Genomic DNA, 24,633 nt, shown 5'->3' on the forward strand with positions numbered 1-24,633 from the left:
CCTTTGTTTGTGTGCTCTCTTGTGCCGACCGTGTTTGGGTGGGGCCGACAACCGTTGAACAGTTGGTCAGGTATCTAACGTCTATGACTTTAGGGAGCTTAGGTAGCAGGTGGGCTAGCACTGAGTAAACGGTGGGTGAACAGAGGGCGCACAGTGGGCGTTAAGACTGGGAAGGTGGGGTGGTGATGGGCTCCTACTAGAATGGTAGGCATGTGTTTTGGTCAGCAGGTTAGTGTCATCAGGAAGAAGGCAGCGCACCGGGGTCGCCTGGGTGTGATTCGTATGAGGGAGGGGTTCTTCCAGTCCCTTCAGATTGTGGTCTCTGGTATTGGCGCTTATCTCTTTGCTGAGCAAGTTCTGGGCCATAGGCAACCAATTTTTGCCGCGACCGCTGCAATTGTGTCGCTGGGCTATATCACGGGTGCTACTCATGCCCGCCGTATCCTTGAGGTTTCTTTTGGGGTGACGCTGGGTATTTTGATGGGTGACCTCATGATGATAGTTCTGGGTCAAGGGATTTGGCAGGCTGGCTTAGTGATGTTCCTGTCGATTATGTTGGCCCGGTTCTTGGATAACGGGATTCTTTTTACTATTCAGATGGGTTTGCAGTCTTGCCTGGTTGTCTTGCTACCACCTAATGCGGAGGGGCCTTTTGGCCGCAGTCTTGACGGGATTGTGGGTGGCTTGTGCGCTTTCTTGTTGATGTTTCTCTTCCCTAAGGATCCGCGCAGAACTCCGCGTGAGAACGCCCGCAAGTTGATGAGTGCTTTTGCCTCTGTTTTCCGTGATGCTGGGACGGCAATGGAGCATTATGACGGTAAGGAGGCCTGGTATGCACTGGGTAGTGCCCGTAGGCTTCAGCCTCTCTATACCACCTGTGAGAAGGACATTATTACCTCTAAGGGGATGGCTCAGTTGGCCTGGACCGGTCGCTCACACATGAAAGAGCTGGAACGCTATAGTCAGGTTCTAAGCAAGATTGACTATGCGATCCGTAATACCCGGGTGCTTAATCGTCGTATGGCTTCGACCATTAATAACGTGCAGATTTCGCACCGGGCAATTAGCTCAATTGCCCAGGCCCTTACCCACATTGGTGATGCTATCGGGATTTTGGGTGAAGGTATGTCTGCGCCCGAGGCTAAAACCCGTTCAGCCTGCATGATGCAGGCACGCCAGAATTTGTCGCTCTTAGCGGGGCGGTTAGAGCCCCACATGATGGGTGTTCAGAGTATGGAGGCGGAAGCCCTGGTTTTAATGTTGCGCCCGCTGGTGGTGGATCTTTTGGAGGCCTCGGGGCTGACTCATGCGGAGGCGGAGTCTATGCTGGTTCCGCTGGGTGATTCTATGACTGAGCACGCTCCGACTACCAGTATGATTCCGGTTCAGCCTAGCCCCTTGAAATCGGCTCAGCAGCCCTTGGTTGAGGAAAAGCACCGGGCCGATACGCAACAGCTTACTATTGTTTTGCGGGCTAAGGACCGGGCTTCTGCACGGTCTGGTGGGCAGGAGCCTACGGGGCCACAGGCAACTGTGAAGGTGGCTCCAGAGCTGACGGCTGGCCTTGCCCGCGCGGAGAAACAGCAGGAGCTAAATACCCAGCAGCTAGCCCTTATTGAGCAGAATATTGAGACTGAGAAGTAGGTTCCCCAGCTCGGTATCGTGCCCGCTAGCTGATGCGGGGCTGGTCTTCTAGGGCAGTTGCCCAGCTCGGTATCGTGCCCGCTAACTGGCTCGGGGCTGGCGTTTAAGGGAAGTTAGCGGGCATGATACCGAGCAAAGCCCAGTGTAAGTCCCTGCCAACTGGCTCGGGGCTGGCGTTTAAGGGATCTTGGCAGGCACCAGTACTGGGCAGAATATCACGATAACTAATTCCCAGCGTTGGGAAAGAGCAGGGCTAGAGCCTCCCCCAGCGATGCCACTTCGCGCACCGATACACCGGCGGGGACGTCGCCCACACCTGCCGGGGATGCAGGAACGATGACGTGGGTGAAGCCCAGGCGTCCTACTTCGGCAATGCGCTGGCGGATGCCCGGTACGGCTCTGACTTCACCGGCTAGGCCCACTTCTCCGAAGACGGCGAGTTTGCGTGGGAGTGGTTTGTCTTGGGCGGCTGAGGCGAGGGCTATGACGCAGGCGAGGTCTGCGGAGGGCTCAGATATTTTGGCGCCGCCGACGGTTGAGATGTAGCAGTCGAGTTTTCCCACGTTGAAGCCGGCTCGTTTTTGGAGGACGGCGAGCAGCATAGAGATGCGGGAGCTATCTAGGCCGCTGGTTGCTCGGCGGGGCTGGGGTGTTGCGCTTTGGTCGAGGAGGGCTTGGACTTCTGCTAGGAGGGGGCGGCGGCCTTCCATGGTGACAGTGACGCAGGTTCCGGCCACCGGGTGGGGGGTGCGGGAGACGAAGAGGCCGGAGGGATCGGTGACGGGTGCTATGCCGTCTTCGTGCATGTCGAAGCAGCCGACTTCGTCGGTGGGGCCGAAGCGGTTTTTGATGGCGCGGAGCATGCGGATGTGGGAGTGTTTGTCGCCTTCGAATTGGCAGACGACATCGACCAGGTGTTCTAGGAGGCGGGGGCCGGCGATGGTGCCTTCTTTGGTGACGTGCCCGACCAGGAGAGTGCACATGTTGCGGCGTTTGGCGGCGGCGATGATGCTGGCGGCGACTTCTCGCACCTGGGTTACGCCGCCTGCGCTCCCCTCAACGTCTGTGGAGGCTAGGGTTTGCACGGAGTCAATGATGAGCAGGTCAGGGCTAACCTGTTCGATGTGGGCGAGGGCTGTGCCGAGGTCTGTTTCGCTGGTGAGGTAGAGGGTGTCGGCGAGTGCGCCGATGCGGTCGGCGCGGAGTTTGACCTGGGCGGCGGATTCTTCGCCGGTGATGTAGAGGACGTTGTGTGCTTTGCCGGTGGCTTTGCCGCGGGCGAAGGTGGCAGCTACATCGAGTAGGAGGGTGGATTTACCGACGCCGGGTTCACCAGCCATGAGGATGACTGCGCCGGGGACGAGCCCGCCGCCGAGGACCCTGTCGAATTCGGGGTTGCAGGTGCTCATATATTGGGCGACGGTGGAGTCGACTGCCCCGATGGGTTGTGCGGGGGTTTGGACGCTGGAGGCTACGGTGGTTTTGGCGGCGATGGCACCGGTGGCGGCTTCTTCGACGGTGCCCCAGGACTGGCATTCGCCGCAGCGGCCTACCCATTTAGCGGTGGTCCAGCCGCATTCGGTGCACCGGTAGGCATTGGTGGAGCGGGAGCGGGTGTTTTTTCGGGTAGCCATAGTCACAGCATAAAGCCGGGGGCTGACATTTTAGGTGTGACTTAGCTACCGGCTGACCGGTGCGGGGTGGAGACCTACATGAACCGTTCGAGCAGGGAGCTTTCTGCCATGCGGGAGAGTGATTCGCGGATGACGCGTGCTCTTTGTTCCCCGATTCCTTCTACGGCGCGTAGGTCATCGAGGCTGGCGGCCATGAGGGATTGGAGGCCGTCAAAGCGGTCTACTAGGCGGTCTGCGACTGCTCCGGGCATTGTTTTGATGCCTGCTAGTAGGCGGTGTCCGTGGGGATGTAGGGAGGCGCTGAGTTCTTCGCCAAGTCCCACGGTGCGGGCGATAACGAGTAAGTCAACGATTTCTTTGTCGTTGAGCTCTTGCAGGGCAGCTACGGCTTTTTGGAGCTCTTCGGGGGTGATGTCTGCGGGCAGGTAGTCACGGAGCACGACCCAGCTTTCGGGCAGGTCGTGGGTGGCTAGTTCTTCGAGCTGGAGGGCGACCAGTCGGCCTACATCGCCCAGTTCTACAACATAGTGCCCGGCTTCTACTGCGATGCGTCGCACCATTTCCATACGCTGGAGGGTGCTGGCTACGTCGCGCAGGGTTACGTTGGCTTCGATTTCGAGGGAGGAAAGCTGGTGGAGCACCTGTTCTAGGCGTTCGGTGTAGCTGTCGAGGGTTCTGATGGCCTGGTTGGCGCGGCTCATCAGAGATTGGGCGTCTTCGACCGTGTAGCGGATTCCTTCGGTGTAGACCGAGATCAGTGACATGGAGGCGCTGACTGCGATAACGGGGAATCCTGTTTGTTTGGCGACTCGTTCGGCGGTGCGGTGGCGGGTGCCGGATTCGTGGGTGTCGATAGAGGGGTCGGGTAGGAGCTGGACCCCTGCTGCTAATAGGGTTGAGGCATCGCGGTCGCAGATGATGGCACCGTCCATTTTGGCGAGTTCGCGCACGCGGGTTGCCGAGAATTCGGTGTTGATGGCGAAGCCGCCTGAGGACATGTGGGCAACGGTCTTGTCATTGCCCAGCACGATGAGGGCACCGGTACGACCGCGTAGGATACGTTCGAGCCCCTCGCGTAGCTCCGTACCGGGGGCAATCTGGGCAATTGTTTTCAGCAGGGAATCACTATAAACCGTTAGCACCCCACCTATTTTAGTGCACCCGACTGTTTCCTGCCTTAAAGACCGGTGCCCCGGCAGAGTATGCCGGGGCACCGGAAGAGAAAACCCTTAGGGTTTAGCCGGTGACGATGATGCGGATGGGCTGTGAGGCTACACCGTTGACACTTGCGGTTGCCCAGTAGTGGCCGGGCTGGATGGTTGCGGTGGTGTTGCAGCCGAGGACATTCAGTGAGCGGTTCCAGGTCAGCGGGGTGGTGTTGGTGGCACCGGCCGCGACTTCGGCGTCTGCAACGGGGTTAGCGTAGCACTGAGCGTAGTTGTAGACCTGGGCGGGGCCGGAGGTGATGTTGACATCTACGTTGTTAGCGCCACCGGTAACGATGCAGGGGTTACCTGATGTGTTGGTGTAGGTTACAGCGAGTGCGGGGTTCTGGCCTGCGGCGTAGGTTGGGCTATCAGAGGTGATGCTGACCTGTAGGTCTGCTGCGGTGCAGGCAGCTACTACAGCGGGGGCCTCGCTGGGTTCAGCAGAAGGTGTGGCTTCAGCGTCCTCACTGGCTTCATCAGAGGGCTTAGCTGACTCCTGATCAGACTCTTCCTCTGCCTTCTTGCTGGCTTCATCTGATGCTGAGCTGTCATCGGCTTTGGCGCTTTCAGAAGCGGAGCTTTCGTCCGATTTTGCGCTCTCAGAAGCAGATGCTGATTCGCTAGGACGCTCGCTAAAATCGCTAAAGGCTGCGGCGCTGGTAGAAGCGCTAGCGGCGGTTGAGGCGCTCCCGGTGTTCTTTCCGCGACCGGCCAGCAGGCTGATGAGCCCGATAATCAGGAGCAGGATAAAAACAAGAACGAGCAGGGCGACAATGCGGCGGCGGCGGTAGATTTCGGGTGAAACCTCTTCTACCGGTGAATCAAGGTTTTCAGACATACCTCTAGACTACCGTCTTCTACGCCAAGATAGGAGCTTTTAAGCCCCTATTAGGGGGTTAAGTCAATCGTGTTTTAGAGTGTTGGGGTGTCTTTTACTCTGCCTCTGAGCGGTTTAGCTCCACAGGACCTCAACGCTCTTCATGCCCGCATCAATTCCTGGTACTTAGAGAACCGGCGTGATTTGCCCTGGCGCACCGGTGAGAACTCTTCCTGGGAGGTCATGGTCAGCGAATTTATGCTGCAGCAGACCCCTGTCAAGCGGGTACTGCCGGTCTGGGAAGTATGGCTGGATCGCTGGCCCACCCCTGCTGATTTGGCGGCTGAGGATTCCGCGGAGGCAGTACGCGCTTGGGGGCGTCTGGGCTACCCGCGCCGCGCTTTGCGTCTGCACGCTGCCGCTCAGGCTATTGTTGAGCGCCACGGAGGTCAGGTACCCAGCACCTATGATGAGCTGCTTGACCTTCCCGGTGTGGGTTCCTATACGGCGGCGGCTATTTCTGTGTTTGCTTTTGGCAACCGGGCTACGGTGATTGACACCAATATCCGCAGGGTTCACGCCCGCTTGGTCTCGGGTAGAGCTTTACCGGGGCCTTCTCTCACGGCAGCTGAAACCCGGCTAGCCGACGAGCTCATGCCCGCTGATACCCCTACTTCTTGCCTGTGGAATGTATCGGTGATGGAGCTGGGTGCTCTTATCTGCACTGCTAAGTCACCGGCTTGCGCTTCCTGCCCCGTGGCTGATGCTTGTGCCTGGGTGGGCGCAGGAAAACCGGAGGCTGACTACCAGCCTAAGGGTCAGGCCTGGGCTGGGACCGACCGCCAGTTGCGGGGTGCCATGCTGGGTGTACTCCGTGCGGCGCTAGCCCCGGTTCCTTCGCGTTTACTCACTGCACCGGGCCAGCTTGATTTTGTGGTGCCCACCGAGCTGGTTCCTGCCGTAGAAAAATTACAGAAGCTCTCCCCCACCTCTGAGCAGATAGAACGGTGCTACTTGGGGCTAGTCGCTGATGGTCTCGCCAAGGAGCACAGCGGCGGCTTGGTGTCGCTCTAGGTTGCTATGAACCGGGAACAGAGACAGCCACCCCTGCCAGTACTAGCAGTTGAGTACAAAAGTCAGAAGAAACTTTCTATACCTTCGAGTCATTTGCTGACTGCTGCGGCCAACATTTTGATAGGTCTTGGCTCAGAGGGAGATAATCATGCGGGTATTGCCCAGAGTATTGGGCTTGACCCGAGCCAGGTCCAAGAACTCAGCCACACCCTCATCGTGTGAACGCAGGAGCTGCATGTAGGTTTCTGGATCAAGCTCTTCCTGGTTCTCCATCACCCTAAAGCCCAATCGCCCAAAGAAGTCCACCTCAAAGGTCAAACAGAAGACACTCTCCACGCCCAAATCCCGGGCACGCTCTAGCAGATTTGAGACCAAAGCAGCACCCACTCCCCTGCCCCGGGCAGCGGGGTCGGTAGCTAAAGTCCTCACTTCAGCAAGGTTTCGCCAGATCACATGGAGCGCACCGCAGCCGAGCATCTGCCCGTCTTCGGTCTCAGCCACCACAAACTCCTGGATTGCCTCGTAGTAGGCAACGTCCTCCTTATCAAGGAGGATACCCTCAAGAGCTAGGGGGCGTACAAGCGCCTGAATATTTGCCACATCGTCCACGGTAGCCCGGCGTACACGGAAAGAAGTCATACCCCCAGGCTACTGCCCCCATGAGCCAGGTTAAAAATAAATCAGCCCCCGTTCCACCTATTGGTGAGGGGGCTGATTTACATCATTACACACACATACACACAAGAGTTTTCTTGTCCTGAACGGTCCTACACACTAAGACCATTTGCTTCAGGGGCTCTGTCGAACCGCATGACTTAAGTATTGACCACTAGCCTTGGGCCAAGTCCTTAAAGACCTGGGCGCTAGCTGAAAGGTTGGTCAAGCTTTGGTTACAGCTCCAACACTAGGCCATATTTCGATATATTTTTCCCTGTCAAGACCGAAAACCGCCCTGCGGCTCCCCTCTCGGGGTCGCAGGGCGGTTTCTTAGGTGAGAGTCTAGAGCTGGCTGTCACCTTCCACCGTGCTCTCGGCAGCGGCAGGCTGGTCAGCCTTCTGATCACCTTCGCTAAAGACACGGTCAAAGCTGTCGCTATCCAGCTCACCCAAAGGGGCAGAGCTAAAGGTGAACTTAGCCAGGTCGCCCTCGCCTTCAGTGTCCACGGTAATCTTCTCACCGGGCTTGATCTCACCAAAGAGAATCTTTTCGGAGAGCGGGTCCTCCAGGTTGCGTTGCATCTCACGACGCAAGGGGCGGGCACCCATCGAGGGATCATAGCCCTTAGCGGCCATCAAAGCCTTAGCCTGATCGGTCAGTTCAATAGACATATCCTGCTCGCGCAGGCGCACGGCCAGGCGGGCAACAAACAAATCCACAATCTGCAGAATCTCAGACTCAGACAGCTGCGGGAAGACAATGATGTCATCGACGCGGTTCAGGAACTCGGGGCGGAAGTGCTCCTTGAGGGACTCCATGACCCGACCCTGCATACGCTCGTAGGTGCCTGCGTCGTCGCCCACCTGCTGGAAGCCAACAGGAACACGGCGGGCCATCTCACGAGAACCAAGGTTGGTGGTCATGATGATGACAGTGTTCTTAAAGTCCACCACGCGGCCTTGTGAGTCAGTCAGGCGGCCGTCCTCAAGAATCTGGAGCAGGGAGTTAAAGAGGTCAGCGTGAGCCTTCTCCACCTCATCAAAGAGCACAACAGAGAAAGGCTTGCGGCGGACCTTCTCGGTCAGCTGGCCGCCTTCCTCGTAGCCTACATAGCCGGGAGGGGCGCCGAAGAGACGGGAAACGGTGTGCTTTTCCTGGTACTCCGACATGTCCAAAGTGATAAGGGCATCCTCGTCGCCGAAGAGGAACTCGGCTAGAGCCTTAGCAAGCTCAGTCTTACCGACACCGGTGGGGCCTGCAAAAATGAAGGAGCCACCAGGACGCTTGGGGTCTTTCAGACCGGCGCGGGTACGGCGGATAGAGCGGGAGAGAGCCTTGATAGCGTTCTCCTGGCCAATCACGCGCTTGTGTAGCTCGTCTTCCATCTTGAGCAGACGACCGGACTCTTCTTCAGTAATCTTGTAGACAGGAACGCCAGTTGAGGCGGCTAGGACATCGGCAATAACCTCGGGGGTTACCTCACCAAAGGCATCACCAGCATTACGCCATTCCTTTTCTTTCTCGTCCTTCTCGGCAATCAGCTTCTGCTCTTGATCACGCAGGTCAGCGGCCTTCTCGAACTCGTTAGCCGAGATAGCCTCTTCCTTCTCGCCACGGAGCTTAGCAACACGCTCTTCCAAGATCTTGATTTCCGGGGGTGCGGTCATACGCTTAATACGCAGGCGGGCGCCGGCCTCGTCAATCAGGTCAACAGCCTTATCGGGCAGGAACCGGTCTGAGATATAGCGGTGGGCCAGGTTAACAGCGGTCTCGATAGCCTCATCGGAAATGGTGACGCGGTGGTGAGCCTCGTACTTATCGCGCAGGCCCTTAAGGATTTCCACAGCCAGTTCGGGTGACGGTTCATCCACCTGAATCGGCTGGAAACGGCGCTCCAGAGCGGGGTCCTTCTCAATGTGCTTACGGTACTCATCCAGGGTGGTAGCACCGATGGTCTGTAGCTCACCTCGGGCCAGCATGGGCTTGAGAATAGAGGCCGCGTCTATGGCGCCCTCAGCTGCACCGGCACCAACCAGGGTGTGAATCTCGTCGATAAAGAGAATGATGTCACCACGGTTGCGGATCTCCTTGAGCACCTTCTTCATGCGCTCTTCAAAGTCACCGCGGTAGCGTGAACCCGCAACCATAGAACCCAAATCCAGGGTATAAAGGTGTTTGTCTTTAAGGGTTTCAGGAACATCACCGTGAACGATAGCCTGGGCAAGGCCCTCAGCCACAGCGGTCTTGCCTACACCCGGCTCACCAATGAGCACAGGGTTGTTCTTGGTGCGGCGAGAGAGGACCTGCATAACCCTCTCCATCTCCTGATGACGACCAATCACGGGGTCAAGCTTGCCCTCACGAGCAGCGGCAGTCAGGTTACGACCGAACTGGTCAAGGATGGCTGAGCCCGCGGGGGTGCCCTCACGGGAATTACCGGCACCAACGCCAGCGGTCTCCTTGCCACCCTCACCATTGTTGTTACCGGGGTAGCCGGCAATCAGGTCCATCACGGTCTGACGAACCTTGGCAGGCTCAGCCCCAAGCTGGGTCAGGATCTGGTTGCCTACACCCTCATTAGCGCGCACCATACCGAGCAGAATGTGTTCGGTGCCGATGTAGCCGTGGTTAAGCTGAATAGCCTCACGCATGGAGAGTTCAAGAACCTTCTTGGCGCGAGGGGTAAAAGGGATGTGGCCGCTAGAGGCCTGAGCGCCAGAACCGATGATGTCCTGCACCTGATCACGGACAGCGGCGAGGCTCACCCCGAGCGATTCAAGAGCACGGGCAGCGATACCTTCACCCTCGTGGATCAGACCGAGCAAAATGTGTTCGGTGCCGATGTAATTGTGGTTGAGCATGCGTGCCTCTTCTTGGGCAAGCACAATCACTCGACGGGCGCGGTCGGTAAACCGTTCAAACATTGAACACTCCTTGGAAACTTACTATTACCCAAAAGATTACGCGTGTTCTCTAGCCCGTGGGGGCCTGTTCGCCACGGAATGAATGGTGTTCGCCTACAAGGGAACGAAAGCCCACACCCACCCGTCAAAAATCAGAGAGCAAAAACCCTGCGCGGTATCGGGCGCTAGAAAATAATAATGGCACTTTCACGGCCTCAGGGAGTTACACAAAACATTCCCTCAGAACTCCCAGGAAGTTTCAAGTAAAAAACTCCTCCCCCATTAGGCCCACAAATAATGAACACCTGTCGCCAATTTAGATGCGTTGATATGGGTAAACACAATGAATCCCGTAAAGAAATGGGGCGGAATACCTTAAGGTATTCCGCCCCATAAAAACGGGAAAGAAACTATTTACTTGTTTTCTTTACCCTTAGCAGCGTAGTAAGCATCCTGGATATCCTGGTGAATACGTCCACGGCTAGAAACGTTATGACCGTTCTCCTGCGCCCACTTGCGAATCTCAGCAATTTCGGGATTGCGCTTGGGGGTGGTACGTGAACCAGCCGGACGGCCAGCGGTGCGCTGAGCACCATTTGCACGGCGGGCCTTAGCGGCGAACGGACGGATGGCATCGCGCAGGCGGGCAGCGTTAGCGCTGGAAAGGTCAATTTCGAACTGACCACCGTCAAGACCGAAACGTACGGTTTCGTCTGCGGGGCCACCGTCGAGATCGTCTTCAAGAATAATCTTGACCTTCTGAGCCATTGTTTTCTCCTTTTGATGAGGTGATGAAGGGAATATACACTCCGCTACTTCGGGTACCTAAGTAAAGACTAATAAATCTTTGGTTGGGCTGTGGGGTGTGTAACGAAGTTAGCCACCCTCGATGACTAATAATAAATAATACATATCATTGCACCAAATAGGAAATAAAGCCCAGATTCTTATCTCGGGTTTCCCTCAAAAAAATTATTAAGAATCTTCGGAGCCAAAAGGATTCCTAGCCCCATCAGAGCTTTTTACTGACTGATACCACTGCTCAGCATCCTTTTGAATATCACGCTGCGCGGCTCTTTCTGTTCGGTCAGCTCGGCTCATCCACCGCAAAATAAAATAAAGCGCTACCCCAGCACAGGTGGAGGGCACTAGCCCAATAAGAAAATCCACTGTTCTAACCTTTCGCTCTCTTTAAGCCCCGGTAATCTACCCTAGAACTCTACCCTAGAACCCAAGAGTAAAGCCCGCCCAGCCTTTGCTGAGCGGGCCAAAAATCAGAGGCTACTTTTCACTTATTCAGCTTCGGGTTTCATCAAAGGGAAGAGAATAGTTTCACGAATACCAACACCGGTAAAGAGCATAATCAAACGATCAATGCCCAAGCCTAGGCCACCCATGGGAGGGGCACCGTACTCCAGGGCACGCAGGAAGTCCTCATCAAGCTGCATGGCTTCGTCATCTCCGCCAGCGGCCAGCTTAGACTGCTCAGTGAGCCGTTCACGCTGAATCACGGGGTCAATGAGCTCAGAGAAGGCCGTGCCGCGCTCCATGCCACCGATAATGAGATCCCACGCTTCAATCAGGTTGCTTTCAGAGCGATGCTGACGGGCTAGAGGCTGTGCGCTGGGCGGGTAGTCATAGACAAAGGTGGGGTTCAGCAGGGTGGGTTCAACGATCTCACCGAAGAGCTCCACGACTAACTTCTCGGCATCCCACTTAGGATCAACCGCAACGGAGTGCTTCTCCGCGATTGCGCGCAGTTCCTCAGCGCTCGTTGCAGGAGTAATCTCAACCCCCACTGCCTCGGACAGACCGGGGTAGACACCCAGCCACTTCCACTCAGCGGTCAGGTCAATGGTTCCAGCTTCAGTCTCAATCTGGTGCACACCCACAGCATCAGCGCAGGCCATAATAATTTCCTGCATACGCTTGGCCATAACGAACTGGTCAGCATAAGCCTCATAGCATTCCAGGGTGGTGAACTCAGGGCTGTGAGTGGAGTCCACGCCCTCGTTGCGGAATACACGGCCAATCTCGTAGACACGTTCTAGGCCACCGACTTCGGCGCGCTTGAGGAAGAGTTCGGTAGCAATACGCAGGGTCATGGGCTGATCAAAAGCATTCAGATGAGTCTCAAAGGGACGCGCTGCCGCACCACCGTGAATCAGCTGCAGGATCGGAGTTTCCAGCTCAATATAGCCGTGGTTATTCAGCACGTTACGGACAGTCTGAGTAATCTTGGCGCGCTTAATGACCAGCTCGCGGGCCTCATCACGCACCATCAAATCCAGGTAGCGCTGGCGGACACGAGTCTCTTCGTTGAGGTCAGAATGCAGGTTGGGCATGGGGCGCAAAGCCTTAGAAGCCATCTGCCAACTGTCGGCCATGACCGAAAGCTCACCACGGCGAGATGAAATAACTTCACCCTGAACAAACACATGGTCACCCAGGTCAACCAGAGCCTTCCAATCAGCCAGGGCTTCTTCACCCACACCAGCCAGCGAAATCATGGCCTGAATACGGGTGCCGTTACCCTGCTGTAGGGAAGCAAAGCACAGCTTGCCGGTATTACGCACGAACACTACGCGCCCAGCGATACCGACAATATCGCCGGTCGTCTGGTCAGCTTCAAGAGTTCCATCGTACTTTTCACGAATCTCGGTAATGGTGTGGGTAACGGGAACACCTACCGGGTAGGCTTCACGGCCACTTTCTAGCAGCTTCGCGCGCTTGTCGAGACGGATCTGCATCTGCTCCGAGGCAGCGTTCTCTACGGCCTTGGTCTCTGCGGGGGTCTTGCCCTGTTCAGTCAATGATGTACCTGTTCTGAGGTTGATGATAAAAGATTCTTAGTTGATTTCCATGTTATCGATGAGGCGGGTATTGCCTACGTAGGCAGCTACGAGCGCTAGGACACGTCCGCTCTCATCAAGGGGGGCCTCAAAGGTGTCAGTATCGACTACTTCGAGGTAGTCCAGGCGGACACCGTCGGTCTTATCAATCGTTTGGCGGGCCCGCTCAACCTGCTCCGGAGAGAAAGCCCCGGTGATGTACTGCTCACGCAGGGTAGCCAGAGTGCGGGAGAGCACCAGAGCAGATTCGCGTTCTTCGGCGCTCAGGTACTGATTTCGGGAGGATAGCGCCAAACCGTCATCGGCACGCACAATCGGCACAGGCTTAATAACAACCTCGTGGTTGAAATCTTTGACCATGCGCTGTATCAGAGCCAGCTGCTGGGCGTCCTTCTGCCCAAAGTAGGCGTTGAGGGTAGCCTGCCCCACCATGGGCTTAAGGATATTGAAGAACTTATTGACAACAGTCAAGGCACCGTCGAAGTGCCCGGGGCGGGTTTTCCCCTCAAAGAGGGTGCCCAGCTTGCCCGACGAGACGGTAATTTTCGGATTGCCGCCGGGGTAGATATCTTCTACCTGAGGAGCGAAAATTACGTCAACCCCTGCCTGAGCGGCTAGCTCAGCATCTGCTTGAAGGGTCCTAGGGTAATGCTCAAAATCTTCACCGGGACCGAACTGAAGGGGGTTCACAAAAATCGAGAGAACAACAAGATCGTTCTGTTCACGGGCACGACGAATCAGGGTGGCGTGCCCCTCATGGAGGGCCCCCATGGTGGCTACGTAGCCAACGCTGAGTTTCTTCTTAGACTTTGCGGCTCCATTTTTCTCAACCTGTGCTGTTGCCGTGGTCATAGAAAGAAGCATTTCACGGGCGAGATCGGAGATAGTGTGTGCGATGGGGATTTGGCTCGTCACGGTGGCGAGGTTTCCTTTCGGTTTTTTGCGCTCTCCCAGTTTACCCGGCAAGTGCGCTCAAGACACTATGGTACTGCTCTTGAGTTAGTGCCCCGCGAGTGTATGCTCTCTGGGCAGTCGCCTTGGCTAGGGCAAGGTAGGCAGTAGGAATATCTTCTGCGCCTTCTTCCAGGGCATAGTTTGCCAAAGTCTGGGCATGTGCCGCAACGGTATGAGCGTCACCCCGAACTACTGGGCCAGTCAGGGCGTTCTCCCCCGAGGCAAGAGCGTTATCCAGGGAGGCCCTCAGGAGCGGCTCAATGTAGCGGGCGGGATTTTCAATACCTATAGAACTCAGAATTTGGAGTGCCTGGCCGGTGACTGTTACCAGGTGATTAGCGCCGTGGGCTAAGGCCGCGTGGTAGAGCGGCCGGTCCCCCTCAGCAATGATGACGGGTTCCCCACCCATCTCAACGGCGAGCGCCTGGGCAATGGGAAGGAAGGGGGCTGGGCCAGTCACCCCGAAGCTGGTGGAGTTCAGCCGCGCCAGGTCAAGGGAAAACCCGGTAAAGGTCATGGCCGGGTGAATGGCAAGACCGATAGCGCCCTGGGCTGTTGCCGGGGCCAGGACGTTTGTACCGTGGCGGCCCGAGGTGTGAATCAGGATTTGGCCGCTACGCCAACCGTCTGTCTGGGCTATTCCTGTGACAAGGCCGGGGAGGGCATCATCGGGAACTGCTAGCAGGATTACTTCGCTCTGCTCGATAATTTCGGGGACGGTCAGCACGGGAACCCCGGGAAGCAGGGCATCGGCCCGGGTGCGGGAGGCTTCAGAAACCGCGTGAAGGCCGGCGATGGTGTGGCCGGCTGACCGCAGTGCCGCGCCCAGTACCGCACCGACTTTGCCGGCGCTGATAAGACCGATCTTGAGGCGGGCCGGTCTAATGGGGCTGTTCATGGTCTTTCTTTCTGCCGATGACACTGACCTGCCCAGTCTACCTGCCGAAGTCTAGTGTGCGGGGTGGCCCTTGCGGTAGTGCTCGTAGAGGCGAGAACCCAGAATACCTAGCGGGATAAGAACAGCCCAAGGCTTACCAATCCCTAAAAGCAGACTTACCGAGAGAATCTCCAGCATCACACAGAAAAGTGCAGAGGCCGGTTCAATAGGGATAACCAGCCCCTCGGGCAGGGTTATGACCAGGTCGTAGTTATAGGTCAAGGGTGGGTTGTGTTCACCGAGTGCGGTAGCTAGGCCAAAGATAAAACCGGTCAGGGCAGAAAGTAGCGGCAGCTGGAAGACCAGAGCCATCACCAGAACATAGCAGGAAGCCGCAAGGGTGGCTCCTCCGGCAAAGCCCAGGACGGTAGAAAAGTAGGGCGCTGAGAGCCAGCCGCGCAGGGGAAGGTTGGCCGCCCACTCGCGGGTCAGCCAGCGGTAGAGGCTTGCCACCATCCAGGCCCCAACTGCAATCACCACACTGGCACCAGCCTGCCCCAGGGCAACTCCACCCAGGATAGCGAAGGGAATGGTGAGAACAAGGATGAGGAAGAAAGGGCCGGTGCTATCAGCTAGAGCAGCCAAAGACAGCAGGAGTGGGCGAGCCGAGAGCACCCGCCTTCTGAACCGTACACTCTGGGAGCCGTAGTAGCGGTAGCCGTCTGCCCCGCCCAGGTTGCGGAGCCCCTGAAAGAGGATAGCACTACGCCCGTAAGCGCTGGTGAGGGCGTACCAGGTCAGGTTCATTCTGGTACCGGCAAGACCATAGGCCAGCGCGCCCAGAAAGCCGCTACCCAAGATTCCCGCCGCGCAGAGCTGGGCCGTACTTGTGGGGTCGTAGCCGGGCAGTAAATCACAGGTGGTCGCAAGGACCAGTCCCAGACCGGTTACTAAAGCTAGAACGCCCCAGCCTGCCAGTAGCCGCCAGTGCCCGCTGGCCTGAACACCGATTGCTCCGTGAACCAGCACAGCACCATACAGGCAGGCCGCAGTTAGCACTGCACAGAGCTGCGGGGGCGTTAGGGGCGTAAAAATGATGGCAAATGATGTCACTACCAGCGCCCATAGCCCCAGGGCACCCCACATGGCAGGTTGTTTCCAGGGGTTCTTGCTGGCAGGGATAAGACCGGAATAGCGCCAGAAAAGCTGGGAGGGTGAGTAAGCTACCGGGCCCAGTAAGCCCAGAACGGTCACGAAGGCGGCCACCACTATAAGCAGGGCACCCAGGAAAAAGCCGGGAGCCTGAGCGTCATCGAGCGTGAAGTAGAGGTAGTGGCCCCTGAGCTGTTTGAGGGCGTACGAGATTGAGCCCACCAGCGCTAGCATCACCAGCAGGTAAAAGCTCAGGTTATAGAGATCAACAAACCTGTCGGTGATTTTAGTTTTCATGGGACTCATCTAAGAGCAGGGGGAAGGTGAGCTTACGGGTTCCGGGGAGCATATTAAGGCTGGGTTCGTGGGTAGCTAGGCAGACAGCCCGGCCTTGGGCGGTTTGTTCCTGTGCCCAGGCGGCCACCCACTCAATACCCCGCCTATCAAGGCGTTTTTCTGGCTCGTCCAGGAAGTAATAGCGGGCTGGACGCACCAGCAAGGAGGCCAGTTTAGAACGCTGTTCCTGGCCAGAGCTTAGGGTGAAGGCCTCCCTGTCGTAGGCTTGGGGTACACCTAGCTCTTCGAGGGCATCACGCGCGCTCAGCAGTTGTGCAGGGTCAAACCCCAGCTCCTGGGCAAGAGCAGGCCCCTGGGAGGCAATCATCTCAAGGTGCTGGCCCACCGTCACTCCGGGTAGCCAACCCACAGAATCATTGATGCCAAAAACCTGCAGGCGAAACTCTGGAGAAGCTGAAGTAATAGGCTGTCCATCCAGGACCACATGCCCCTCAGTCAATTCTTCCTGCTGAAGCAGGCAACTCATAAAGGTCGATTTACCCGAACCGTTGGGGCCGACCAGAGTGGAGTAGGTACCCGGCTCAAAGGTCACGGATATCTCCGAAAAAATGAAGTTATCGCGGTATGACTTGGCCGCCCGATCCATAAGTAAGGATTGTTCGCTCATGAATATACACTCTACATGCGCTCAAGCACAGCAAGCTGGGATTGACGAACCAGCAAGGATCGCGCGACCTCTGCATCAAGGTGAGATACGCGTGTCCCTAAGGCACTCCCCGCCACCGACACCTCTAGGTGGGCAAGACCTAGACGCCTTTGCCAGGGCCCCTGCCGCAAAGCAACCCCCTGGATTTTCCTATGAGGCACCATGCCAAACCGCCGATGCCACCGACCCGAACGAACCAGCAAGAACTCAGGAGTCTGCAAGAAACCGTTATACCGGTAAGTAAACCAGTCAAAAACACGAGCCGAAGCAGGAGAAACCGTAAAACCAGCACGGCCCTCAAGAGCGCCCAAGCCTTCACGCAGATGCCCAATGGATACTCCACCCTGGCTCAAAGCAGGCAGAATGAGCTGGACAATAGCAAGAACATCGTCAAAGGTGCCCACCGGCAAAAGCTCACCGGTAGCCTGTTCATCCAATTCGCTTTTACCCGCCAGCGTCACCCTAACCCGATACCAGCCGAAAAACCGCCAGAGGAAAGGTTGCTCCACCTGCAGGCGCTGGACCCTACCGGCCGGCAGGGTCTGCGTGGTGGTGTCCCACAGGCCATAACGGGTCTTCAAGCCGCTAGAACTCGTAGACAGCGAAAAGTTAAAGCCGGTATTCCACCGCTTCAAAGCTCCCGCGAAAACGCCCAGAATCACAGCAAGATTAGACGTGATGATAGTGCCGATACCCCAGTCAGCTGACACCATAAATGCGCTTAGGCCTATGCCAATAAGCAGACCCAGCCCCCAACCAAAGTTAAAAACCAGGGAACCAATCAGGCGGCCCAGAGGCACTTTAACAATAAGGCGCTCATCCTCACCTGTAAGACCCATAAAATTCTCGGTCAGGTGCTGGACTAAAGGCTCAGAAAGGTGCTTCTCCCCCTGCGCAGGGAGAGTAGCGGCTTCACCGGCTACAGTCTGGGCAGGAGCTTTGAGGGAGCCAACCTGAGCTAAGAGCTCATCGCGAAGCTGACGGGCACGGCGGTAGCTCAGATACTCAACCTTGAGAGCAGAGGAATCACCATCGGCCACATCAAACTTAAGCTCTGCCAGCCCCAGCAGACGGGCCGCAAAGGGACGGTTGACGTCAATAGACTGCACCCTATCCAACCGTGCTTTTCGTTCGGTGCGGAAAATTGCCCCGCTCTTGAGATAGAGGTTCTGCCCATCCACCGCAAAACGGTAGAAGAACCACTGGCTCATCATGGGGATAAAGAAAATTAGAAAGAGAGCCAGCAGGGCCGCAAGATACCAGTAGGTGCCAAAGACAGCGGTCCAGGCAAAAAGCGCCGTGTCCGGGGGCCCACTCTTAAGGCGGGCGCTGGGGTCAGCATCAAATTCCCCCGATAGCAGGCTTTCCACCGCATGACGCCCAATGGTAAAGAAGAAGATAAAGATAAGCAGCCAGGCCTTCACCAGAGGGGATAGCGGGTGAGCACGCTGCCAGACCAGCTTCACGGGTTCAGGCTCCCCCTGTTGCTCTGTATGCTCTGTATGCTCTGTATGCTCTGTATGCTCTGTATGCTCTGTATGCTCTGTATGCTCTGTATGCTCTGTGCGCGACTCTGCCATTAGAGACCAACCATCTTGGCATCGGACAGGTCGGTCAGGACCTCGCGTAGGTTCTCCGCAATCGTACGGTCTAGCCCGGGGACGGTGGTGCTGTTGGCCGCAGTCCGCACCTCTACATTTGCTAGGTTCAGGGCGTTGAGGATAGGGCCGGAAGTCACATCAATATACTGGATGCGCCCATAGGGTATAGCGGTCACCGAACGGAACATCAGACCCCGCCGCACCAGCAGGTGGTCCTGACGTTCGCTGTAACCAAGCGCCAGCACCTGCCCTTTAACCAGAAGACTGAGCCAGATGTTCAGGGCAAGAACCAGAGCAGGAAGCAGGTAAGACAGCCAGAGAGGCCAGTCCCACCAGCCCAGAAACCGGGTAAAAACTAACGGTAAGAAAGCAGCTCCTGTCAGCCCAAGAGACCATATCAGGCGGGCTATCAGACGCACCCGAACATAACGGATAGAAACACCTTTCCAGGAGACCTCCGGCAGGGTACCAACAGCCCGGCCAGCGCCGTCCAGATCCAAGGGAGGCAAGGTCGGGCTGAAGAGCTTTTGCTCTGCCCGGTTAGGGGAAGGCTGAGTCCACGAGATATCGTCCATGCTTATACCACCCTTTTCTCCCTCGGTTGCATCAGAGTCAAACCTGCGGAAGGGGCCATAAACCGACCCCATTCCCCCTACAGTCTACGTTTTATCGCTAGTGCGGCCCAGGGGACCTGGCTGTGGGGCAGCCTCTGTTAGTCCGCCTCCGGGTTCGTCGTCGTTCGGCGGAATCTTGCACCAGTTCTCAACAAGGATTCCGCACACCAAGAGAATGAGCCCACCGGCTAGGGCACACAGAGTATCGACCAGGGGTGACCAGGTGGCACGAGCCCCGGTTAAACCCAACTGATAGACCAAAATCGCTACCTGCCAGCCCATCATGAGCGCCCCGGTCAGAGCCATAGCCTGAGCGAAAACAGCGACCCGAGCAGCAAAGAGCGGGGTCATGTTAGTTGCCCGATTACGGGTTTCGACCCGGCTGTATTGAGCAACCTGGCGGCCCCAGTACAGGGCCACCGTGCCTACAATGAGGCAAACCAGCACAATAAGGGCGGGTAGGGATAGCTCACGGCCCCCCATCTTGATGCTCAAGAGGTTAAAAACCGAACCTGTCAAAACCCCTAGGGCGAAGGTGAGGGCAAGTGCCCGGCTCCTCAGCCTCATAGGCACACCACCGGTGCAGGATGGAATTCGCGGATCCCCCCAATATCCTCAGCGCGGTCAGCTAGATCCCGTACAGGTTCGCCCAGCAGAAGCGCATCAGGATCCATACGAGCCCAGGGTTCTAGGACAAAAGCCCTCTCAGCAGCCCGCGGGTGAGGCAAGGTCAGCTCAGGATCATCCATCTGAATAGAGGCAATATCAATAATGTCTATGTCAAGAGTGCGAGGCCCCCAGCGGACATCGCGCACACGGTGATGCTTCTGCTCAATCTGCTGAGCGTACTCCAAAAGTTGGAAGGGTCTGAGTGAGGTTTCAACCTCAACAACCATATTTGCGTAGTCATCTTGGTCTGCTGGCCCACCCACAGGCGCTGTAATAGCTATAGGTGAAATCTTAGTAACGGTAATTTTTTCGTGGGAGCAGATATCGGCAATAGCCCGCACCAGAGTTTCTTCACTGTCCCCCAGGTTTGACCCCAGGGCAAGGATAGCTTTAACGGGCATTATTCTCCCTAAAAATCGTGACCGAAACATCGGCGAAGGTCACTTCGATGGGAGCCTTCGGTTTATGTACGGTCAGTTCAACAGCGAGCAGAGGGAACTGTTCTAGGATTGTTCGGGCCAGCTGTTCGGCTAGTGTCTCAATCAAGTCGAGCGACTCACCGGTGATGACAGCTCTAATCGTCTCCGCTACTTCTGCGTAGTTAACGGTGTGGGCAACATCGTCGGTAGCTGCTGCCCGGGTGAAATCGGTGAACATGGTGACATCAACGAAGAAGGGCTGCCCCGTCTGTTTCTCTGACTCAAGTACCCCGTGATAGCCCACTCCACCGACGCCGGTGAGGGTAATACGGTCGGCGCGCGAATAGTCCCGAACAGTTGCACACGAAGAGCTCTGATCTTGCATGGGTACCTTTCACCGAAAGTAGCCGCCGACTCAGAAAAGCGCCGGCGCTTTTGTCTGCAATTATGCACCCTGCGGGGAGGGCACCGGAGGACGGGCTTGATCTGCACAAGGTAGGCCTAGAGGCGCTAGATGCCCCATTTTTCAAGGGCTATAAACCTAACCGCACCCAGCGCGCAGGCCACCCTAAAGCGCTTAAAGTCACATATACATTTTTATATATGACGACTCTATGTCAGGCCTTATTCTGTGCTTTCAGCTACCTCGTGTTGCCTCTAACCAGGCGGTTCGTACGGCCAGCGCATCGGCTGTTGCCTGCACATCATGAACACGTACAGCCCAGGCACCAGCATCGGCAGCCAAGAGGGAAAGAGCGGCAGAAGCGATGTCCCGTTCGGTAGCCGACCGTTCGGTCACTTTTTCTAGGTCTATCCCGTTTGTGGCAGCATCGAGTTCCTGCAGAAGGCGGGCGATAAAGCGTTTGCGAGAACCAGCAACCAGTACCCTGTGCCCCTGCTCGGCCAGTTGCTCGGTGGCCGCTAGAACCTGCCAGTTCTGATCCCCCTGCTTGGCAAAACCAGGGCCGGGGTCGAGAATGATGTTCTCTGGTGCTACTCCCCCGGCTAGTAGACGCTCACGCAGCACGAAGAGCTCCCCCAGCACTTCCTCAACCACATTGGTGTAGGTGGCTTGGGTATCCATGTTCTGGGAGGTGCCGCGCGCGTGCATCAGAATGTAGGGCACACCCAATTCGGCTACGGTGGACACCATATCCTCACGCAGGCTCATGCCCGCAACATCGTTGATGATATGCGCACCGGCTTCAACGGCAGCTCGTGCGGTCTCGGGGTTGAGGGTGTCCACGGACATGACAATGCCCTCGGCAACCAGGGCTTCGACCACAGGTAGGACGCGGCGCTGTTCCTCGGCCAGAGGTACACGAATAGCACCGGGGCGGGTCGATTCACCGCCAATATCGATGATGTCTGCCCCCTGGGCTACCAGTTTGCGGGCGTGGCCAACAGCGGCGGCAGGGTCATCGTAAAGCCCCCCGTCCGAGAAAGAATCGGGGGTTACGTTAAGAATCCCCATAATCAGGGTGCGGTCAGTGGGCAGGTTCTCAAAGGAGCCGTGGGCGTGGGGAAGAGTCATGGTTTCAGCGTAACACTGTGCGCCCGGTCTAAAAACAGAAAGAAAGGCACCGGCTCTATCACCGGTGCCTGGTTCAATGCTACTTGGGCTAAGTTATGAGGGCTTGCTATAGCCGCTAACTGGCTCGGGGCTGGTCTATAAGGGTGTGGGGGGTGGTGCCGTCTCAAGCTCAATACCGTTCCCGCCAACTGGCTCGGGGCTGGTCTATAAGGGTGTGGGGGGTGGTGCCGTCTCAAGCTCAATACCGTTCCCGCCAACTGGCTCGGGGCTGGCGTTTAAGGGTGTTGGCAGGAACGGTATTGAGCTCTATAAAAGCCTACGAAGCGTTCATTAAACTCATCGCCTCAGCACGAGTGGCAGGGTCACGTAGAGCACCGCGCACCGCACTCGTCACAGTCTTAGCGCCAGGCTTGCGCACCCCACGCATGGACATGCACATGTGCTCAGCCTGCATAACTACGATAGCCCCGGCGGGGTTCAGGTGTTCAACCAGTGCCTCAATGACCTGAGTTGTCAGCCGCTCCTGTACCTGCGGGCGCTTGGCGTACAGATCGACCAGGCGGGCCAGCTTAGACAGGCCGGTAACTTTACCGTCGCCACCGGGAATATAGCCGATGTGGGCGGTCCCGTAGAAAGGAACCAGGTGGTGCTCGCAGGTGGAGTAGAAAGGAATGTCCTTGACCAGGACCAGCTCGGAGTGGTCGATATCGAAAGTGGTGCTCAGGAGCTGACCGGCATCCTGGTGCAGGCCAGAGAACATTTCCTCGTAGGCCCTAGCCACGCGTGCCGGGGTTTCAAGCAGGCCATCACGCTCAGGGTCCTCACCGATGGCAAGGAGGATTTCACGGACGGCGGCTTCAATACGCGGTTGGTCTACTGCCATGAGCGATTGCCACCCAAGGGGTCGATATCTGGGTTGCCGTCGGGGCCAGCGGCACCGGGGTGCGGGTTGCCGGGTTCCATAGGGTCAACTACGGGCTGCTGAACGATACCCTGCTGGTCTGCGGGCTCAGCAGTTTCGCCCTGCTCAGGGGTGTTCTCTGCCTTAGCCTGCTCGGCGGCTTCGCGTTCGCTCGGGGCCAGGACCGGGGGGAGGGTTGAGATTTCGCGGTTCTCCTTGGACAGCCACTGGGCGCGCTCGGGGCGCTTGCGGACATCCTTGAAGATTTCGGCGATTTCGTTCTCTAGCAGGGTTTCGCGCTCGAGTAGGGCGTAAGCCAGGGTATCCAGCACGTCACGGTTCTCCATGAGGATTTCGTGGGCCTCATCGTGAGCCATAGAGAGCAGGTCGTGAACCTCCTGGTCAACGGTAAAGGCCAGCTGGTCGGAGTGCTGGTTGCCGCCACCGGAGCCACCACCCAGGAAGGGGTCGGATTCCTTGGCGACCAGGCGCACGGAGCCTACCTTGGTGCTCATACCGTATTCGGTGACCATCTTGCGGGCGGTATCGGTGGCCTTCTGAATGTCGTTGGAGGCACCGGTGGAGGGGTCGTGGAAGACAATTTCTTCGGCTGCACGGCCACCCATGGCGTAGGCCATCTGATCCAGTAGCTCGTTGCGAGTGGTGGAGTACTTGTCGTCCTGGGGCATGACCATGGTGTAGCCCAGGGCACGGCCACGGGGAAGAATCGTAATCTTGGTGACCGGGGCTGAGTTACGTAGGGCCGCCGCGACCAGGGCATGGCCGCCTTCGTGGTAGGCGGTGACCTTGCGTTCGTGCTCCTTCATGATGCGTGAGGATCGCTGGGGGCCAGCCATGACACGGTCAATGGCCTCGTCGATGGCGCGCTCGTCAATGACGTTCCCGCCGTCGCGGGCGGTAAGCAGGGCGGCTTCGTTCATGACGTTTGCCAGGTCTGCACCGGTGAAGCCGGGTGTGCGCTTAGCGACGGAGGCCAGCTCTACGCGGCGGTCGATAGGCTTACCTGCGGCGTGCACTTCCAGGATTCGTTGGCGACCCTTAAGGTCGGGGGCGTCAACCCCTACCTGGCGGTCGAAACGGCCAGGGCGCAGCAGGGCGGGGTCAAGAACGTCGGGGCGGTTGGTTGCCGCAATAACGATGATGTTGGAGCTACCGTCGAAACCGTCCATCTCAACTAGGAGCTGGTTGAGGGTCTGCTCACGCTCGTCGTTACCGCCACCCATGCCGATGCCGCGCTGGCGGCCTACAGCGTCGATTTCGTCCACAAAGATAATGGCGGCCTTGTTGGTCTTGGCTTCCTTGAAAAGGTCCCGCACACGCGAGGCACCCACACCCACGAACATTTCAACGAAGTCGGAGCCGGAGATGGAGTAGAAGGGCACACCGGCTTCGCCCGCAACTGCTTTAGCGAGCAGGGTCTTACCGGTACCGGGAGGGCCGTAGAGCAGAACGCCCTTGGGGATTTTTGCACCCAGGCGGGTAAACTTCTCGGGTTCGGCCAGGAATTCGCGGACCTCTTCGAGTTCGGCCAGGGCCTCGTCCACGCCTGCGACATCGGCAAAGCGGACGGTGGGGTTATCTTTGTTGAACTTCTTAGCGCGCGACTTGGAGAAGTTCATAATCTGTGAGCTGCCGCCGCCCATACGGGACATGATGAGCCAGAAAAGGCCCACCATGATGACAAAGGGCAGAATCATGTAGAGTGTGGAGGTAAACCAGTTAGTCTGTACCGGCTGGTCGGTGTAGGACTCAAGTGAGGCATCATCCATAGCTGTAATGACATCTGCGGCTCGGGGGGCAACATAGTAGAAGCTCACCGACTTACCCTGGTTATCACCAGCAGCATTGACGTAGTCATCTTTGAGTTCCAGGTCAACGCGCTGGTCGCCGTCATAAATTTTGGCACTGACTACCTTGTGGTCGTTCAGCAGGCCAATACCAACGTTGGTGTCAACGCGCGATGATGCTGCCATGGAATTGGCAAACAGCATAGGAACAGCGATCAGCAAAGCCATGAGAACCCAGAACCAGGGCCCAGAAATGAGCTTGCCGAAGAACCCCTTTTGCTTGGGGTCAGGGGTGTTATCCGTTTTCTGCA

General features: G+C 57.2%; 21 protein-coding genes. 2 read left to right on the top strand and 19 right to left on the bottom strand.

The window, feature by feature from the left end:
- The first annotated feature begins 210 nt into the window (after positions 1 to 210).
- Positions 211 to 1,644: an FUSC family protein gene (locus tag ACN08Y_RS02240; protein ID WP_419111711.1), complete on the top strand. Its 1,434-nt coding sequence runs from the start codon at positions 211 to 213 to the stop codon at positions 1,642 to 1,644.
- 224 nt (positions 1,645 to 1,868) lie between these two features.
- Here ACN08Y_RS02240 and radA read toward each other — a convergent pair whose 3' ends face one another.
- From radA to ACN08Y_RS02255, 3 genes are all read right to left on the bottom strand, one after another.
- Entirely contained in the window at positions 1,869 to 3,278 is a 1,410-nt protein-coding gene (radA, locus tag ACN08Y_RS02245) for a DNA repair protein RadA (RefSeq protein ID WP_419111712.1), read from the bottom strand.
- 74 nt (positions 3,279 to 3,352) lie between these two features.
- Positions 3,353 to 4,420, bottom strand: coding sequence for a DNA integrity scanning diadenylate cyclase DisA (gene disA, locus ACN08Y_RS02250; protein ID WP_419111713.1), 1,068 nt, complete (start codon positions 4,418 to 4,420; stop codon positions 3,353 to 3,355).
- A gap of 94 nt (positions 4,421 to 4,514) precedes the next feature.
- Entirely contained in the window at positions 4,515 to 5,324 is an 810-nt protein-coding gene (locus ACN08Y_RS02255) for a hypothetical protein (protein ID WP_419111714.1), read from the bottom strand.
- An 87-nt stretch (positions 5,325 to 5,411) separates the two neighbouring features.
- Between ACN08Y_RS02255 and ACN08Y_RS02260 the strand changes: the two genes are divergently transcribed.
- The gene (locus ACN08Y_RS02260; RefSeq protein ID WP_419111715.1) at positions 5,412 to 6,377 is read left to right on the top strand and encodes an A/G-specific adenine glycosylase; all 966 of its coding nucleotides are present in this window, start codon (positions 5,412 to 5,414) and stop codon (positions 6,375 to 6,377) included.
- A 132-nt stretch (positions 6,378 to 6,509) separates the two neighbouring features.
- Here ACN08Y_RS02260 and ACN08Y_RS02265 read toward each other — a convergent pair whose 3' ends face one another.
- The 16 genes from ACN08Y_RS02265 to ftsH all read right to left on the bottom strand — a co-directional run bounded on the left by ACN08Y_RS02265 (position 6,510) and on the right by ftsH (position 24,550).
- A complete protein-coding gene (locus tag ACN08Y_RS02265) occupies positions 6,510 to 7,016 on the bottom strand; it encodes an amino-acid N-acetyltransferase (protein WP_419099024.1) in 507 nt (168 codons plus the stop codon).
- Positions 7,017 to 7,376: 360 nt separating this feature from the next.
- Positions 7,377 to 9,959, bottom strand: a complete 2,583-nt coding sequence (locus tag ACN08Y_RS02270) for an ATP-dependent Clp protease ATP-binding subunit (RefSeq protein ID WP_419111716.1) — start codon at positions 9,957 to 9,959, stop codon at positions 7,377 to 7,379.
- A 393-nt stretch (positions 9,960 to 10,352) separates the two neighbouring features.
- Complete coding sequence (locus ACN08Y_RS02275) at positions 10,353 to 10,706, bottom strand: histone-like nucleoid-structuring protein Lsr2 (RefSeq protein WP_419099022.1); 354 nt, start codon at positions 10,704 to 10,706, stop codon at positions 10,353 to 10,355.
- A 524-nt stretch (positions 10,707 to 11,230) separates the two neighbouring features.
- Positions 11,231 to 12,688, bottom strand: a complete 1,458-nt coding sequence (gene lysS / locus ACN08Y_RS02280) for a lysine--tRNA ligase (protein WP_419099442.1) — start codon at positions 12,686 to 12,688, stop codon at positions 11,231 to 11,233.
- A 99-nt stretch (positions 12,689 to 12,787) separates the two neighbouring features.
- A complete protein-coding gene (gene panC, locus ACN08Y_RS02285; protein WP_419099441.1) occupies positions 12,788 to 13,654 on the bottom strand; it encodes a pantoate--beta-alanine ligase in 867 nt (288 codons plus the stop codon).
- A gap of 91 nt (positions 13,655 to 13,745) precedes the next feature.
- Positions 13,746 to 14,642, bottom strand: coding sequence for a Rossmann-like and DUF2520 domain-containing protein (locus tag ACN08Y_RS02290; RefSeq protein WP_419111717.1), 897 nt, complete (start codon positions 14,640 to 14,642; stop codon positions 13,746 to 13,748).
- Positions 14,643 to 14,693: 51 nt separating this feature from the next.
- A complete protein-coding gene (locus tag ACN08Y_RS02295) occupies positions 14,694 to 16,070 on the bottom strand; it encodes a hypothetical protein (RefSeq protein WP_419111718.1) in 1,377 nt (458 codons plus the stop codon).
- Complete coding sequence (locus tag ACN08Y_RS02300) at positions 16,060 to 16,737, bottom strand: ABC transporter ATP-binding protein (RefSeq protein WP_419104166.1); 678 nt, start codon at positions 16,735 to 16,737, stop codon at positions 16,060 to 16,062. The genes ACN08Y_RS02295 and ACN08Y_RS02300 overlap by 11 nt, the downstream gene beginning before the upstream one ends.
- An 11-nt stretch (positions 16,738 to 16,748) precedes the next feature.
- Positions 16,749 to 18,356 carry a PH domain-containing protein gene (locus tag ACN08Y_RS02305; protein ID WP_419111719.1) on the bottom strand — a complete coding sequence of 536 codons (1,608 nt, stop codon included), beginning with the start codon at positions 18,354 to 18,356 and terminating at the stop codon, positions 16,749 to 16,751.
- Positions 18,356 to 19,024 carry a PH domain-containing protein gene (locus ACN08Y_RS02310; protein WP_419111720.1) on the bottom strand — a complete coding sequence of 223 codons (669 nt, stop codon included), beginning with the start codon at positions 19,022 to 19,024 and terminating at the stop codon, positions 18,356 to 18,358. Before ACN08Y_RS02310 ends, ACN08Y_RS02305 begins: the two co-directional genes overlap by 1 nt.
- Positions 19,025 to 19,036: 12 nt before the next feature.
- The gene (locus ACN08Y_RS02315; protein ID WP_419111721.1) at positions 19,037 to 19,510 is read right to left on the bottom strand and encodes a DUF3180 domain-containing protein; all 474 of its coding nucleotides are present in this window, start codon (positions 19,508 to 19,510) and stop codon (positions 19,037 to 19,039) included.
- 44 nt (positions 19,511 to 19,554) lie between these two features.
- Positions 19,555 to 20,061 carry a 2-amino-4-hydroxy-6-hydroxymethyldihydropteridine diphosphokinase gene (gene folK, locus ACN08Y_RS02320; protein WP_419099015.1) on the bottom strand — a complete coding sequence of 169 codons (507 nt, stop codon included), beginning with the start codon at positions 20,059 to 20,061 and terminating at the stop codon, positions 19,555 to 19,557.
- On the bottom strand, positions 20,051 to 20,464 hold the full coding sequence (folB, locus tag ACN08Y_RS02325; protein ID WP_419110942.1) for a dihydroneopterin aldolase: 414 nt from the start codon (positions 20,462 to 20,464) through the stop codon (positions 20,051 to 20,053). Before folB ends, folK begins: the two co-directional genes overlap by 11 nt.
- Before the next feature lie 252 nt (positions 20,465 to 20,716).
- Positions 20,717 to 21,613, bottom strand: a complete 897-nt coding sequence (gene folP, locus ACN08Y_RS02330; RefSeq protein WP_419111722.1) for a dihydropteroate synthase — start codon at positions 21,611 to 21,613, stop codon at positions 20,717 to 20,719.
- Between the two features lie 316 nt (positions 21,614 to 21,929).
- Positions 21,930 to 22,496, bottom strand: a complete 567-nt coding sequence (gene folE / locus ACN08Y_RS02335) for a GTP cyclohydrolase I FolE (protein WP_419099012.1) — start codon at positions 22,494 to 22,496, stop codon at positions 21,930 to 21,932.
- Positions 22,487 to 24,550, bottom strand: a complete 2,064-nt coding sequence (ftsH, locus tag ACN08Y_RS02340) for an ATP-dependent zinc metalloprotease FtsH (protein ID WP_419111866.1) — start codon at positions 24,548 to 24,550, stop codon at positions 22,487 to 22,489. The genes folE and ftsH overlap by 10 nt, the downstream gene beginning before the upstream one ends.
- Between the last annotated feature and the right edge of the window lie 83 nt (positions 24,551 to 24,633).

The organism is Rothia sp. P5764 (assembly GCF_048512965.1).
Classification (GTDB): domain Bacteria; phylum Actinomycetota; class Actinomycetes; order Actinomycetales; family Micrococcaceae; genus Rothia.